General features: G+C 45.0%; 10 protein-coding genes. 7 read left to right on the top strand and 3 right to left on the bottom strand.

All coding sequences use genetic code 11. The features are described 5' to 3' along the window. Positions 1 to 288: 288 nt before the first annotated feature. The gene (locus tag ABQ275_RS00930; protein ID WP_349316382.1) at positions 289 to 435 is read left to right on the top strand and encodes a hypothetical protein; all 147 of its coding nucleotides are present in this window, start codon (positions 289 to 291) and stop codon (positions 433 to 435) included. A 138-nt stretch (positions 436 to 573) separates the two neighbouring features. Here the strand turns inward: ABQ275_RS00930 and ABQ275_RS00925 are convergent, their stop codons facing one another. Continuing rightward, positions 574 to 1,524 (bottom strand): winged helix DNA-binding domain-containing protein, encoded by a 951-nt coding sequence (locus ABQ275_RS00925; RefSeq protein WP_349318813.1) that lies wholly within the window; start codon positions 1,522 to 1,524, stop codon positions 574 to 576. 320 nt (positions 1,525 to 1,844) lie between these two features. On the opposite strand from ABQ275_RS00925, the gene ABQ275_RS00920 reads away from it, so the two are divergent. The 6 genes from ABQ275_RS00920 to ABQ275_RS00895 all read left to right on the top strand — a co-directional run bounded on the left by ABQ275_RS00920 (position 1,845) and on the right by ABQ275_RS00895 (position 12,857). Then, on the top strand, positions 1,845 to 2,411 hold the full coding sequence (locus tag ABQ275_RS00920) for an RNA polymerase sigma-70 factor (RefSeq protein WP_349316381.1): 567 nt from the start codon (positions 1,845 to 1,847) through the stop codon (positions 2,409 to 2,411). Positions 2,412 to 2,472: 61 nt separating this feature from the next. After that, complete coding sequence (locus tag ABQ275_RS00915) at positions 2,473 to 3,654, top strand: FecR domain-containing protein (RefSeq protein WP_349316380.1); 1,182 nt, start codon at positions 2,473 to 2,475, stop codon at positions 3,652 to 3,654. A gap of 96 nt (positions 3,655 to 3,750) precedes the next feature. After that, a complete protein-coding gene (locus tag ABQ275_RS00910) occupies positions 3,751 to 7,050 on the top strand; it encodes a TonB-dependent receptor (RefSeq protein ID WP_349316379.1) in 3,300 nt (1,099 codons plus the stop codon). A gap of 25 nt (positions 7,051 to 7,075) precedes the next feature. Beyond that, on the top strand, positions 7,076 to 8,533 hold the full coding sequence (locus tag ABQ275_RS00905; protein WP_349316378.1) for a RagB/SusD family nutrient uptake outer membrane protein: 1,458 nt from the start codon (positions 7,076 to 7,078) through the stop codon (positions 8,531 to 8,533). Between the two features lie 14 nt (positions 8,534 to 8,547). Next, on the top strand, positions 8,548 to 10,536 hold the full coding sequence (locus ABQ275_RS00900) for a beta-galactosidase (RefSeq protein WP_349316377.1): 1,989 nt from the start codon (positions 8,548 to 8,550) through the stop codon (positions 10,534 to 10,536). A gap of 11 nt (positions 10,537 to 10,547) precedes the next feature. Next, positions 10,548 to 12,857 (top strand): DUF6259 domain-containing protein, encoded by a 2,310-nt coding sequence (locus ABQ275_RS00895; RefSeq protein WP_349316376.1) that lies wholly within the window; start codon positions 10,548 to 10,550, stop codon positions 12,855 to 12,857. 64 nt (positions 12,858 to 12,921) lie between these two features. On the opposite strand, the gene ABQ275_RS00890 is transcribed toward ABQ275_RS00895, so the two are convergent. Further along, entirely contained in the window at positions 12,922 to 14,553 is a 1,632-nt protein-coding gene (locus ABQ275_RS00890) for an FAD-dependent oxidoreductase (RefSeq protein ID WP_349316375.1), read from the bottom strand. Between the two features lie 25 nt (positions 14,554 to 14,578). Further along, entirely contained in the window at positions 14,579 to 16,045 is a 1,467-nt protein-coding gene (locus ABQ275_RS00885; protein ID WP_349316374.1) for a RagB/SusD family nutrient uptake outer membrane protein, read from the bottom strand. Positions 16,046 to 16,049: the final 4 nt, after the last annotated feature.

The following is a 16,049-nucleotide window of genomic DNA, read 5'->3' as shown; positions in this document are numbered from 1 at the left end:
ATAAATATCTTTCAGAATTTGGGAGATCATCAAACTTTTTCTTTTACATTATTTATTCAAAACAACTATCACAGACATTTTACTACCTGCGAACTTCCTCTATTTGAAATACAAGAAACACAAAAAAGAAATACTTATAGTAAAACTTTCAATAAGTTAACAATAGATAACAGTTCTAACCCCATTCTGGCACAGTTTTATCATTTACTATAGCGGAACAAGAAGCTTAAACCGCCTGCAGACGCTTAACTTCCATCAATTCATCATGCATACTCAAACCTTGCGATCATGAAAACGTTAAAATATCTTATCCTGACAGCAATCCTTATATCGGGATTAAGCAGTTGCCTGGTGGTCCGCGACAGGCCGGGATATCGTCATCCCCGTCCTCCTCACCATCATCATCATGGGCATGGACATGGATACTACAGGTAAATAGCACTATAGAAAACAGCAGCCTTCGAGTCCATAGATTTGAGGGCTGCTTCGTTTCCGGTATTCCTGCCGGCGGCCAGCAATAGGAGAAGTATAAAGGAGATGCCATTTGCAACGGCGCAAACAGACGATCCTTTATTATTGAATCATTGTTCTTAGCCCGATATAATTCCCATATTTTTCCGCCGCCTGCCAAATGATTTTCTTTCGCGCAGCTTTAACGGGCTCAAAGAACTGCGTTTCTATAATAGTAGTATCCTTTTTAAAACTGCGTTTCCATATCCCTACTACTTTTCCGTTTACCACAATGATGGGTTTAAAAATGCCATTTTTTGTAAACGCATGCGGTTGATTTTCCAGGGAGATGGAAGCCGTTCTATTATTATAACTAATTAAAAACTCGTCAAACGCCGGTAAAAAATGAATTGTTTCCTTATCATCCTTTTCAACCAGGCCCTTATCTTTAAACCAATACGTTAGTGTACCAATCTGAAAAGATTGAAAAGCCGGCTTTATTAATTCCAAGGCCAGTTTCCCCTCGGTGATGGATAAGCCTGTCCACCACACAAAATCAGATAAGGTTGCAGGGCCATGACTTGTAAAATATATTTTTGCCAGCTGGGCCAATGCTTCTTCTCTGTCTATTGCTTTTATGGCTGGCAATCTTTCATCCAGCAATGCGTATGTATGCTGTTTGCCCCGCATTATTCCATTGCACAAAATACCATCAAGTTCAGCATTCATTGTAATCCAAGCGGGATGAATACCTGCTTCAATAAATTTTTTGACATTCAATTCCAGTAAAATCTCTTCCCGCGTCAGGTGGTTATTTCCTGTCAGCAATTTTTCCATCTTTTTATTTAATCCACGCAAAGTCTTATCATCTAAATTTGACTTTCTAAATTGTGCGCTTAAAAGTTTCTTCCCATGAAGCGTGGTAATTTGCAGCATCCAGCGGATATCATTGGCTGCTACAAAATGCCAGGTACCCCGGAAAACATGCGTACGGATAATCTCCGCCTTATTGATTGCTGCTTCAATTACTTTTTCTGTGGTATGGAGTCGGATGCCAATACCCCATTTAGCCATTGCATAATCCTGCGCCTGCATGGCGCCAAAGTAACTCACCAGCTTTTGCGGCGTGGTAAGCGTTGAAGTTAAAAGTTGTTGGTTGATGAGACGTAAATGGGCTACCTCGTTATTTGTCATGGTTTTTAGCGGCTATTTATAAGAAAGGTGATGCTATCATTTCAGTGAAATTAGGGATAACATAGCAAAAAATAAATAGTTGTATCCATACATTTGTCCCGCCTTTTATTTCAATTTTTGCAATACTTCGTTCAAAATTCATACATTCATATCCAAGCCGATCATAAATATGCCTGTGTTGTTCCGTCTTATATAATATTATGCATATTCATAGCCATCATACGGATATTGAATTATTGCAGCTGCTGAAGGCTGGAAGGGAAAGTGCGTTCACTGAAATCTATCATCGTTATTGGGATAGGCTTTTTGCGATTGCGGTAGCCAGGATACAGGATCCCGATGAAGCGGAAGAAATTGTCCAGGAGATCTTTGTGTCTCTCTGGAGAAGGCGGGAAGAGCTGGAAATCACCTCGGGATTAAGCGTATACCTGGCGGTATCCGTGAAATATCGTGTCATCAAGATATTGGCGAAGCTGCATCAACAACGAAAATATAAAGATAGCCTGGATGCCATGACACTTGTTGATGATTCCACCCAGGAATGGCTGGAATTTGAAGAATTAAAAGAGCGTTTAAGTAAGCTGGTTGCGGATCTCCCAGAAAAGTGCCAGCTGGTATACCGGTATAGCCGGGAAAAAGGATATACACAAAAACAAATTGCCGAAGAACTGAATATTTCTGAAAAAACCGTGGAAGCCCACCTGAGCAAGGCTATGAAAACATTACGCGCCGGGTTAAACCAGGTGTTTTTCTCCTTTTTTCTATAATTTTTTTCTCTCCGACTAAGGGATTGCTTTCGCTGAAGGGACTTATATGTAAAGATCCTCCATGCAGTCCGATAACAATGCACATCGTTACCAGGAATTAGCCGCTAAATGGCTGGATGGAAGTATTACGCCAGAAGAGGAAAAAGAGTTTGCGGATTGGTATAATGCCACGCCCGACAAGCCATTTATTATTCCGGAAAGCTTTGCTGTCAGCGAAGAACAACACAAACAACGGTTGCTTCGCAAAATCAGGCAGGATATCCGGATGCAGGAGCCTAGTGGGGCACGCATCATACCGTTGCGTAAATGGGTGGCAGCGGCAGCTGTTGTGCTGGTGGTGTTTTCAGCAGGATACTATGCTTTACTGCACAAGGCCGCGCCGTCCACACAAATGGCGGAGGCAGATACCGCCCGCCTGAAGGATGTTCCTCCGGGTGGTAACAAGGCCATACTCACGCTCGCCAATGGCGCACAGATATTATTGGATAGTGTTGATAACGGTGTACTCGCCACACAGGGCAATATCTCTATTATTAAATCACAAAGTGGCCGGTTGGTGTTTGATATCAGTAAGCAAACCGCTGGTCAGAAAGCGGCTAAAGAAGATGCACAAATCGCTTTTAATACACTCAGTACACCAAAAGGTGGTCAATACATCATTGTTTTACCGGATGGCACCAGGGTATGGCTCAATGCACAGTCATCCCTTCAGTTTCCTACCGCATTTACAGGAAAGGAAAGAACGGTACAGTTAAGCGGGGAAGCTTATTTTGAGGTAGCTAAAAACAAAAACAAGCCTTTTCATGTACAATCAAATGGGGCTGATATAGAAGTATTAGGTACGCATTTTAATGTGATGGCCTATACGAATGAACCGGTGATGGAAACAACATTGCTGGAAGGAGCCATCAAAGTAAGTAAAGGTGACAGAAGTGAGACCATCCATCCCGGCAAACAGGTACAGTTATCTGATCAGGGTATGCGTACACGTAATATTGATACGCTGGAAGCTGTGGCCTGGAAAAATGGCATCTTTCAATTCAATAACACCAATCTCAAATATATTATGCGGCAGATTGAACGCTGGTACGACGTAAAGGTTGACTACGCCAGCATGCCGGACAAACGCTATAATGGTATGGTGTTTAGAAATTCCAACTTATCTGAAGTATTAAAAATGCTGGAAATGGCCGGTGGGATTAGATTTGAGATGGAAGGCCGCACTATCAGGGGACAAAAATAAAATAGCAGCATACAAAAAAGGGGTCAACCAAAATATCAATTATCATTTAATTCCATCATTTTTATGAATGTCAATGCGTTTTGCAAAAGGATACTTATGCGATGTATCCAAGTATTTACCTGGAATTTTCCGCCTAATCTTAAAATTTACCGGATCATGAAACTCACCGCTATCGCTCTTACCGTTTTGTGTTTGCAAGTGAGTGCTACGGCCTTTTCCCAGCGGTTTAGCCTGTCGGAAAAAAATGCAGTACTGGATAATGTTTTGAAAAAAATAAAAGCGCAAAGCGGGTACTTGTTCCTCTATGATTCGGAACTGATGGAGCTGTCGAAGCCCGTTACCGTAGAAATAAAAAATGCACCACTGGAAGAGGTATTGCAGAAATGTTTATCGGGCCAGCCTTTTACTTATGAGCTGGTGAATAAAACAATTGTCATCCGCCTGAAAAATGTGGAGGAGAAAAAAACAGACCTGGCTCCTGCCCTGATAGATACGGTGGGCGGGGTTATCACCAATAATACCGGCATCCCCGTTCAGGGAGTATCGGTAGGCATAAAAGGTACCACCAAAGGTACCATTTCAGATGAAAGAGGAAGATACCGGCTACAACAGGTAAATGAAGACGCTGTACTGGTATTCAGAATGATCGGCTTTCAGAGCTTTGAAGAACCGGTTGCTTCCAGGAGCCAGGTGAACGTCGCTTTACGACCCGAACTCTCCAAACTGGATGAAGTGATCGTAGTAGGATATGGCACACAAAAACGGTCCGATCTCACGGGCTCAATTTCCTCTGTAAGGGGCGAGCAACTGAGTGCGCAGGCTATCCGCAATCCTGTGCAGGCGCTAACAGGGCTAACGCCTGGCGTACAGGTAATGCAGAATTCGGGTGAACCAGGAAGTGCTTTAAGCGTACGTATACGTGGTGGTAATTCATTAATTGGCGGCAACGAACCGATGTATGTCATCGATGGTTTTCCAATAACCGGTACCCTCGATAATATTAATCCGAACGACATCTTATCTATAGAAATTTTGAAAGATGCCTCCGCAACAGCTATCTATGGATCGAGAGGTGCGAATGGTGTGGTGATGGTTACTACCAAAAAAGGAAAAAACGGTCGCACACTGGTTGAATATGATTCCTACTATGGTTTTCAGCAGGTGACAAAGAAAATCGATATGCTGAATGCACGTGAATTTGCAACACTTGCCAATGAACGCGCAGCAAATGATAACGGCACACCTTTCTTCACGGATGCAGAGATCCAGTCATTCGGAAAAGGAACCGACTGGCAGGATGAAATATTTCAGACAGCACCCATTCAAAATCATTCCCTGTCTGTTTCCGGCGGCAACGATAAAACCCGGTTTAGTTTATCTGCAAGCTATTTCGACCAAAAAGGAGTAATCATTAACTCCTACTATAACCAGGCACAGTTAAGGGCTAACGTAGAACATAGCATCAGTGACAAATGGAAAGTATCGTTCAATAATATTGTAAGTCGTACAAAAAATAATTTATTATTCAGCGAAAATTCAGAACGGGGATCCGGGGTACTGAGCGGCGCACTGATATCTCCGCCGACTGTACCGGTGTACAATGAGCAAGGCAATTACAGCAATGTAAGAAAGTATTCCTTTAGTCCCGATATTGCTGAAAACCCCGTAGCGATGGCACTTGAAAGAAAGAACGTCACTACCAGGAACGCATTACTCACCAACTTATTTATTGAGGGCAAGCTAACCCCTGACCTGGTGTTGCGCTCTTCTGTAGGTATACAATATGAAAACTCACGGGTAGACTTTTATTCTCCTACCATTTTCCAGCCATCTGCTACCGGAAGTGCCAGCATTAGCTATGGTGAATCCATGAATATTGTGAATGAGAATACTTTGACTTATACAAAAACAGTGAACAATGATCATCGTTTCACGTTGCTGGGTGGTCTTACATCCGAGAAAAATACAGCCACAGGACTCGGTGCCAGTGCAACAGGTTTCCTGACCAATACACTTGAAAATAACAGCTTACAGTCAGGTACTTCTCCCGGCATTCCTACTTCCAGCATCAATGAATATGCTATTTTATCCTGGCTGGGCAGACTGAATTATTCCTATAAAGGAAAATACTTACTCACTTCCAGTATCCGTGCTGATGGTTCTTCCCGTTTCGGTAAGGCAAACAGATGGGGTTATTTCCCTTCTACCGCTCTTGCCTGGAGAGTGAGTGAAGAAAATTTCTGGCAGGGTATAAAACCAGTGGTAAACGACCTGAAACTGAGAGGTAGCTGGGGTGTAACGGGCAATACAGCATTATCTCCCTACCAGTCGCTTGCTATTTTATCCAGCGTACAAACAGTCCTGGACGATAACCTCTATATTGGTTTTGCACCGGGAAGCATCAAACCCAATCCTGATCTGAAGTGGGAAACAACCACACAGGTAGATGCAGGGGTAGATATCGCTTTATTCAACAGCCGGTTCTCGCTCTCTTTTGATTATTATTCAAAGAGAACAAATGACCTGTTAAGCTCTGTACCGGTATCTTCTTCCTCAGGGTATACCACCACCATCAGTAACCTGGGTGCTGTGCAGAACAAGGGAATAGAAGCCGCTATCAATGCCAACATCTTACAGGATGGCGCATTTAAATGGGACATGGGCGTAAATATTTCCAGGAACCGTAATAAGGTACTTACATTAAGTGGCGGAACAGACATCTTTGGCGTTATCCTCGGAAACACGCTGCCAGCCATGAGCTTAGTGCGGGAAGGACACCCGATAGGTGTTTTCTACGGATATCTTGAAGATGGCCTGGATGATAAAGGCGCTATTGTTTATAAAGACCTGGATAAAAACGGGGTGATCAACAGTCTTGACAGAACCATCATAGGAGATCCTAACCCAGACTATGTACTGGGTATAAATTCTCACATGAGTTATAAGAATTTTGATCTCAGCATTTTAGTTACCAGTGTACAGGGTGTGGATATATTGAACTATAATTTATCCAATGTGGCAGATGGTTTCAGTTTTGGTATCAATCAGATAAAAGATGTTTTAGGAAACTACTGGACAGAACAGAATCCGGATCCGCACGCCAAATATCCCAAGATCAGCAAAACCACCAGGTACCAGGGTTCCGACCGTTTTATTGAAGATGGTTCTTATGTAAGGGTTAAAAATATACAATTATCCTACACACTTAAAAAGGACAAAGTAGTATTAGCGGGTTCGCAGATCTACGTAGCGGTACAAAATGCGTTTACGTTCACGAAGTATTCTTTTTATACACCAGAAATCAATACCAGGGGTGCAGGGATTTCAAGGGGAATTGACCAATTCGGCTATCCGGATGCGCGATCTATTATGATTGGATTACGTGTAAAACTTTAATGCTAACTCATTTAAACAGGGGAAAATGATGAAACCATATAATTGTCTCATACTACTTTTTTTACTTTGCCTTACATCCTGTAGTAAATTCCTGGATGAAGTACCTGAAGACAGGCTGGCAGAAGTAAATTTTTATAAAAATCTGGATGAAGCCCGTTCTGCTGTGAATGCTGTTTATGCCCCTTTAAGACCCGGTATATTCAGAGGCCCTTATTTCCTGCAAGTGGAAATCATGGCAGATTATGCAGAAGGCAGGGGATCTACCTCTATTATCGGAGAGTACAAAGGACTGGATGTTGTTAACATTTCACGCGTTGCCGCCATCTGGGATGGTTTTTACCGGAGCATCCGGAATGCCAATATTGCGATTGAAAAAATTCCCAGTATTACAAATGCCAGTGAAACAGATAAGAATGCATTGGTAGCGGAAGCCAGATTCCTGCGGGCATTCAGTTATTATCACCTGGTCAGGAACTGGGGAGCCGTGCCTTTATACCTGAGTACAACGCCACAAAGCACTGCACGCAAACCGATAGCAGAAGTATACGCCGCTATTGTTGCCGATCTGGAATTTGCAGCGACCAACCTGCCTGAAAAGGCTGCACAATATGGCAGACCGGGCATCCAGGCAGCGAATGCACTGCTGGCTGATGTGAGCCTCACTGCCGGCAACTGGCAGGTAGCAAAAGATAAAGCAGCAGAAGTAATCGCTTCCAACCAGTTTTCACTGGTGAATATCACCAAAACAGATGATTGGGATAATGTTTTTGGTCCTACTGTAAATGGTTCATCAGAAGAAATATTCTATCTTAAGTTTAATCACCTGGATGGCTGGGAATGGCCACACAACTTGTTATGGAGCGAAACAACATTTTCTCCTTTCGGTAACTACGTGATCTATTCCACCCTGGATAACCGTTTTCTGAATGCATGGGATAACCAGGATCTGCGCAAGCAATGGGATATCTTCACTACCTACATCAACCGGAAAACAGGAAAACTGGATACCCTCCCGGTTTCTACGCCGGTACTTTTCAGCAAATGGAGAGATCCGGGTGCTCCTACTACTGTTGGTCATGCAAATGATTATCCTTTTTTAAGATATGCTGATGTATTGCTCATTTATGCAGAAGCAGATGCGATGGCAGGCGGAAGCCCGTCAACAGTGGCTGTTGAACGCCTGAATATGATCAGAAGAAGAGCTTATGGTTTTCCTGCCACTTCCGTTTCTCCCAAAGATTATCCTACTACCGGCTGGACATTGGATGCATTCCGGGATACGGTATTACAGGAACGCGCCTACGAACTTTTTATGGAAGGAAAACGTTGGCTGGATCTGAAACGTACCGGCAAAGTTAAACAGGTGATCAAAGCCAATTTAGGAAAAGATGTACAGGATATTCACCTGCTCTGGCCTATTCCTCAGCAGGAAATTGACACCAATCCTGAACTCAGTCAGGCCGATCAGAATCCCGGTTATTAATAATTAATCAACGTATGAATAAATATATTGTCCTCATAGTTTTGGTTTGTTTAGAACTGGTTGTAAAGGCACAGGAGACGGAACGCTCCTGTGCCGCTGTGAGGATGAAAGCAGGCGTCCCTGCTTTGTATATCAATGATACCCCTTACCCACCGTTTGCTTATATGTCGTACCTGGGTGAGGAAAAGTATTACCGTGAAGCAGCAATAGCAGGTATACATCTCTACAATATTCCCGCTTACCTGGGAGACAGGGGCATTAACTCCACTTCAGGTATCAAGCCTTTCAGAACACCGGTATGGCTGGGGAAAAACACCTACGATTACAAGGGTATTATCCATGATTTTGAGGAGGTACTGCGTGCAGACCCGGCGGCTAAAGTGATTATCCGCTTGCACCTCGATCCACCGGTATGGTGGGAGAAAGAAAACCCGGATGCGGTTTGCAGACTTCCCGATGGCAGCGGATACCGCACCAGTTTTTCTTCCCCAAAATGGCAACATGACGCCGGGGAAGTACTGAGAGAAGTAGTAAAATGGTTGCTGCATTCCCCTTACAGCGCGCACGTAGCAGGCGTGCATGTAGCGGGTGGGTTTACGGAAGAATGGTTTTATCATTACAAAGACCATTTCTATGATGAAAGCAATGCACGCAAAGTGGCATTCAGGAAATGGCTCCGGCAACATTATGCAGATAATACAGATTCGCTCAGGCATGCCTGGAATGATCAAACCATTACCTTTGATCAGGCATTGCCAGCAGATATCAGCGGCACAGACAGGAAACGGGAATGGCGTAATGCGGCCACTGACCAGCGTTACTTCAACACTTTCGATTTTCAGGCTACCACGATTGCAGATCACATCGCCTATTCCTGCAAAATCGTAAAAGATGCCAGTAATAACTGTCTGCTTACAGGCGCATTTTATGGCTATCATTATTTCGTGTCCGACCCAAGAAGAGGACACGGCGCACTGGCCAAACTACTGGATTGTCCGTACCTCGATTACCTCTCCAGTCCCAATGATTATAACCGTGTTGCGGGAGAAGACTGGGCCCCGATGGCGGCCATTAAATCCGTTCAACTGCATGGTAAATTATGGCTGGCGGAAAATGATACACGCACTACGCTCACTACTTTATTAAAAGAGCGCGCACCGGCAATAGCGCCTCCGGGCGAATGGTACACCAACGGTGTGTGGATAGGACCTGATAAGATGTCAACATCTGTGTCGCTCCTCCGCAAAAATCTCGCCCGCATGCTCGCTTATGGATATGGTGGCTGGTGGTTTGATATGTGGGGTGGCTGGTTTAGTGACCCGGCGTTATTGGCCGTATTACACGAGGGGCAGCAATATTTCGTTGAATATCCCGATGCCGCCTGTCCGCAAATGAAGCCGGAAGTAGCGGTAGTAGTAGATGAAAGATTACAGGAGTGGGATAAAGATTACGGCGGACTTACCGGAGAAATTACCGGCAACCGTTATGCGCTGGGAAAGACCGGTGCACCGTACGATCTATACCTCCGCACCGATTTAAATAAAGTGTCTGCAGGACAATATAAGGTGATCTGGCTCATGGGGATAATGGACCCCAATGAACAGGAGCTGACTTTGATAAAGAAATGGGCTGCTAAGGGCATGATGGTTTTACAAACAGATGGATATGGTACAACGATCTATTTCAAAGAGACAGGAACGCAGCCCACTTTCAGCAAAAAACTTCGATGGCCGGCTTCCGCACTCGGAAAGCTCTGGGATAGCGCCGGTGTGCATCGCTATCTCAACACAGAAGATGTAGTATATGCCGGACGCGGATGGCTGAGTGTACATTCCGTTAAAGGGGGTAAGAAAGAATTGAAGCTCCCCTTTTATGCACAGGTATCAGACCCGGTGACGAAAAAAATAATTGCCGGCAATACCAAAACAGTAACCCTGGATATGGAGCCAGGCGCTACTATTTTACTAAGGGTTGTTCCTGAAAAAAAACAACGCAAACACTAAAATAATATTTCATGATAACAAACAGCTATAGTAAGCACTCCTTCCGCCAGGTAGTAAAATTAGTGCTGACTGTATGGATGATGCTCTTGTCAACAGCAGTATACGCAGCACCCGTACCGGATACCGGAAACATACAACTGAACAATGGCAAGCTGCGGCTGACATTCAATAAAAGTAACGGTGGATTTATTGCGATGGAAGATATGGAAAAACATACCATGATCAGCCACACCGAAGCCGCCGGCTCGTATACCCCCTGGGAACTTTCCCTGTTAAAAGATGGGGTCAATCACAAGCTGGATATCCGCAACTTCAGTGACTTCCGCTATGAAACCAGCTCCCCGCGTACCCTTACGCTTACCTGGAAAAACGGGCGCGACATACAAAACAATGATTTTAAAGTAACCGTTACCGTTACACTGCAGGAGAACAAGCCTTTATCTTCCTGGCATATAGCCGTGGAGGGATTGAAAAACGAAGTGATCTCCAGTGTGGTCTTCCCCAGGGTAGCAGGGTTGTCGAATACAGCAGAAGAATACCTCGCAGTGCCTAGCTGGATGGGAGAATTGCTAAAGAATCCCGGTGCAGCACTGGCCGGTATGAAAGGCGCCACCAAAAAATTTGAGTGGGTTTCTCCCGGTCATCTTTCTATGCAATTGCTGGCTTTATACAACAAACAGGGAAAAGGATTCTATGCCTCCTGTGATGATGTGTCGGCCTATAGAAAAAACATGGCGGTTTTACTGGATAACGGCGCACTGGTGTATCAGCTGGAAAACTTTCCCGCACTTGATTCCCCACAGGTTGCCTATAAACAGCCCTATAATGCCATTGTAGGGTCTTTTCATGGCGACTGGATAACAGCAGCAGAACAGTATCGCGAATGGGCTGTCCAGCAAAGCTGGTGCGCCGATAGCCGTCTTACCAATAATGCAACACCCGAATGGCTGAAAAACACCGCCCTCTGGGTATGGAACAGGGGAAGATCAGAACAGGTGCTCAAACCGGCAGTGGATCTCAAAGAGCGTTTAGGCCTTCCCGTTAATGTGTTATGGCATTGGTGGCATGGATGTTCCTATGATGATGGCTTCCCGGAATATTTACCGCCACGGGAAGGAAAAGAATCATTTATTAAAAATGTGAAATGGTCGCAGGAGCATGGTGTGAAGTCGCTGGTATACATGAACCAGTTCCAGTGGGGTACATCTACCCAAAGCTGGAAAGCGGAACAACCATACCCCTACGCCCTGAAAGATAGCAAGGGAAATCTCAGTTCACATGTGTTCAATATTTTCAGCGGCAAGGCACTCACCATTATGTGTGTAGGTACTTCTTTCTGGAAAAATAAATATGCTGCACTGGCAGACAGCGTAATCAATGACTACCATGTGAACGGGGTGTATATGGATCAAACCTGTTTAAGCTATCTGTGCTTTGATAAAAGCCATGGACACACCATTGGTGGTGGAAATTACTGGGTGCATAACTCTACTGCGCTTTCACAACAGATCAGGTCAAAAGTATTACCTGATAAAAAAATTGCACTGGCAGGTGAAGGTGTTGGAGAGAACTGGCTACCTTATGTTGATGCCTTCCTGGTTTTACAGGTAAGCCGCGAACGGTATGCCGGCACACAGGACTGGGAGCCCATTCCATTCTTCCAGGTGGTATACCATCCTTATGGTATCACCTATGGTAATTATTCTTCCTTACTAACCCCGCCTTATGATGAGCTGTGGCCTGCTGAACATCGTCCCGCCAACACCTTACAACCGCTGGATACTATTTTTAACAAACAATTCCTAATGGAACAGGCCAGGTCTTATACCTGGGGCATGCAGCCGATGATCTCCAATTACCTGCCTAACCTGGCAACAGAAAGGAAAACAGAGATTGATTATCTCCTGACACTCGCAAAAGTGAGGAACAAGTGTTTAAAATATCTGCTGCATGGAGAGTTCCGGAGAGCGCCGGAAATGGTTATCCCCGAAGAAGAATTAAGTATCTCCAAGTTGTCGATCTATGCCGGACAAAAAGAAAAGGTAACCACCTTTCATAAAAAATATCCGGTCATTTATAGCTCTTCCTGGAAATCAGCAGATAACATGCTGGGCATTGCCATCGCCAGCATCCATGATAAAGTGTACCCGGTAAAACTGAATTTCAAATCCGCAGATTATGATCTTCCTGCCTCCGGTAAAGTTTATCTTGTCAATGCAACAGGCAAAAAATTATTAGGTAGCTATTCAAATGGAAATGTACGGGTAAATTTCCCGCTGCAAACCAGGGAAATCTGCCTGGTCGAAATTGCGCCGGATTGATATAATCGTATCAACAAAAAGGCTTCATCGCTATCGCTGCGATGAAGCCTTTTTTCTTTTCAGCTTAGTCTGCCAGTTCCAGCACCTGTCCTTCTTTCAACAAAATATCTTTCAATGCTGTATAATCTACTTGCTGTACATCTTTTTTTCCTTCAATCGCCAACACCGCCGCAGTAGCAGTTGATTGTCCCAACACCATGAAGGTCCATTCCAGCCGGATAGCGCCATAGGCGATATGACTGGAGGAAGGACAAGTAGGTGTGAGCAGATTGGTACATTCTGTTTTTTTAGGCACCAATGCGCGGTAGGAAACCGGCAACGGCCTCCAGGAACCACTGGGCTCAAAAATAAATCCTTCGTTATAAGCATAGCCGTCTTTAACTATTCTCCTGACACTGTGCACATCAGGAGGCCAGAAAGCCACGCCTACAGGATCTTCTACAGGAGTAGGATTAGGTTTCAATATATGGTGTTCAGTCAGCACATAGTCCGACACCATACGCCGTGCATCGCGCACATAAAACATATGCGGCCAACCTTCATTATCGGTAAACTCATCTTTAGTAAGTCCCCAGGCAGCCCATTCCTTTTGCAGATCAGGGTCCAGTTGTCCTACCTGCGGGTCATTGGCCAGGAAGTAAAAAAGCCCTTCTGTAAATGTCCGGTGCTCATCATACACCCGTTTCCGCGTAGCATAATTACCACCGGGATAATCTACGTTCATGCCGTACAGGTTATGCGACAGGTCGTGCCAGGCGCCCAGGTCAGACTTCCCGTTGGGAACACTTACCCACGGCCGGAGCAGGTGACCACCGGCTTTGATGTAACGGATATAGATTTCGTAATTGTTACGATCGTAGTTTGCCGGCTTCTTAAAGGGAATCCTGTTGGCAGGATTGCTTGTTAAACATGCGCGGAAACAATACGCCTGCAAATGCTTGTCTGCCGCACCGGGCATACCGATCCCACCTTCCTGGATAGTTGCAATCAGGCCGCTTTTCGGATCTTCCGGATTTTTATAAGGATTTACTTTTACCTGGAACTGCGCATGCGTGGTTTCACCACGGATACCATTTAAGGTTTCTCCGTATTGCGCATTGGCTTCCCGGCCAATAGCAGTGGAAATGCCCGCAGCCGCCAGTAAGTCACCTTCATAAGTAGCATCAATGAATACTTTACCACTGATGGTCCTGCCGTTTTCCAGCCGGATCTGTGAGATCGTTGTTCCTTTCTTGCGCACTGCCTGCCGGCTTTCCACCAGGCGCGCATTGATCACAACATCGATCTTATATTCGGCGAGCCAGTCTTTGATCACTTTTTCCGCAACACCCGGTTCATGAGGCCACAGCGCATGATTTTTAATATGCTTCTTCCAGGCATCTTCAAACGCCTGCTCTCTTCCATACACCTTTGCAATACGGCGATAAAATTCCAGGGCTAAACCGCCTACGGCCACACTGTTCTGGAATGCCTGCTGGCTGTCAATATCCGTTACTCCCAAACCATTCACGACGATTCCACCGATGTGGGCAGATGGTTCGATCAGTACGACGGACTTGCCCATCCTGGCCACCTGGATCGCTGCTGTGAATCCACCGGGCGTTCCTCCATATACCACTACGTCGTACCGGGATTGCGCAAATGTTATCACCGACAAAAAACACCAGCAGATCGTTATTAAATATTTAATCTTCATAGCCTGTTTATTGTATCATGATCAATCAGTATCCGTCATTCTGTATTAAAGCATGGTTGGCGTCCACTTCCCGCTGCGGAATAGGAAACAGCATCTGATGGCTTTTAATAGGCGCATTGCGGCTGAAACTGTTCTCTGCTTTTACAGCGTCGAGGAGACGACCGGTACGTACCAGGTCAAACCACCGATGTCCTTCAAAACATAATTCCAGGCGGCGTTCTTCCAGTATGGCATCTTTAAATGCCGCTTTTGATAATCCCGACAAATCACCCAGTCCGGCACGTTTACGCACTTTATTAATAGCAGCATAAGCTTCTGTATCAGGCGCACCTTTTGATTCATCCAACGCTTCGGCATAGATTAACAACAGCTCTGAATAACGCATATACGGCCAACTGGTACCGCCATTCAATCCTACCTTCACGGTTGGATCAGCTAATTTCCAGAAAGAAACGGCCAGCGCCGGATCAGGATTATCAACCGATAACTGAACGGTTTGCTGATTAGCAGGATTAACATAAGAAGTTAAAAAAGTAACTGCTTTACGTTTATCATTCGCTGCATATTCATCAAACAACGATTTACTGACCCTGAAAATACCAAAGCCGTTGTTGGGCACAATAGGTGCGCCACGCGGGGCATAGCCGGTAGTAAATGAATTTCCCTGTATATCTGTTACAAACAATACTTCGAATAACGATTCTTTTCCTCCCCTGTTTGCCAGTGCAAATACATCGGCATAATTATCCCACAAATCATATACGCTCAGGTCAATCACTTCCTTTGCTTTGGCTGCCGCCTGCGCCCAGTAAGGCGAGCCGGATGTATTGCCTGCCCTGGTCAGATATACCTTAGCCAGCAACCCTTTGGCTGCGCCCTGTGTAGCCCTGCCGACGTTACCACCGGTATAGCTTTTCGGTAACACAGCTTCCGCTTCTTTCAGGTCTGCTTCAATGAGATCATATACATCTGCAATCGGTGCTTTAGGTGCTTCCACACCTACCAGCGTAGTGATCTCGGCTGTAACAATTGGTACACCGCCATAAAAACGAACCAGGTTGAAATAATGTAAGGCCCTTAAAAACCGGGCTTCCCCAACGTATTGCTTCTTCAATGTTTCATCCATATCAATACCGGGAATACGGGCAATCACAACGTTTGAAAACTGGATACCCCTGTAGGCAGTACTCCATATCTGCCCGGTATATATATTGGAAGGAACCATTTCATATTTCCACAATGCCACACGATCCGCAGCACCAGTCAGGAAAGGAATACCGTCATCTGCCGCAATAACATTAGGTGTTAAAATATGCTCGTTACGGTATACATCGTATAACATGGCATAGGCGCCGGTTACAGCCGATTCAGCATCGGAAGCATTTTTGTAAAAAGTACTGGATGCCATCCAGCCGTCGGGAGCAAGCTCCAGATCAGGCTTACAGCCTGTTGCCAAAAAAGTGATGACTATAAATATAAAGAGGTGTCGCATGTTC

The sequence above is a fragment of the Chitinophaga sp. MM2321 genome (assembly GCF_964033635.1).
Lineage (GTDB): Bacteria > Bacteroidota > Bacteroidia > Chitinophagales > Chitinophagaceae > Chitinophaga.
Note: the sequence above shows the minus strand (reverse complement) of the source record. Positions and strands in the feature narration are given on the sequence as shown.

Bases quoted from the DNA above. Each gene is read 5' to 3' on its own strand.
- ABQ275_RS00920 (WP_349316381.1), top strand. From the start codon at position 1,845: ATGCATATTCATAGCCATCATACGGATATTGAATTATTGCAGCTGCTG.
- ABQ275_RS00905 (WP_349316378.1), top strand. From the start codon at position 7,076: ATGATGAAACCATATAATTGTCTCATACTACTTTTTTTACTTTGCCTT.
- ABQ275_RS00910 (WP_349316379.1), top strand. From the start codon at position 3,751: ATGCGATGTATCCAAGTATTTACCTGGAATTTTCCGCCTAATCTTAAA.
- ABQ275_RS00930 (WP_349316382.1), top strand. From the start codon at position 289: ATGAAAACGTTAAAATATCTTATCCTGACAGCAATCCTTATATCGGGA.
- ABQ275_RS00895 (WP_349316376.1), top strand. From the start codon at position 10,548: ATGATAACAAACAGCTATAGTAAGCACTCCTTCCGCCAGGTAGTAAAA.
- ABQ275_RS00915 (WP_349316380.1), top strand. From the start codon at position 2,473: ATGCAGTCCGATAACAATGCACATCGTTACCAGGAATTAGCCGCTAAA.
- ABQ275_RS00885 (WP_349316374.1), bottom strand. From the start codon at position 16,045: ATGCGACACCTCTTTATATTTATAGTCATCACTTTTTTGGCAACAGGC.
- ABQ275_RS00925 (WP_349318813.1), bottom strand. From the start codon at position 1,524: ATGGCTAAATGGGGTATTGGCATCCGACTCCATACCACAGAAAAAGTA.
- ABQ275_RS00900 (WP_349316377.1), top strand. From the start codon at position 8,548: ATGAATAAATATATTGTCCTCATAGTTTTGGTTTGTTTAGAACTGGTT.
- ABQ275_RS00890 (WP_349316375.1), bottom strand. From the start codon at position 14,553: ATGAAGATTAAATATTTAATAACGATCTGCTGGTGTTTTTTGTCGGTG.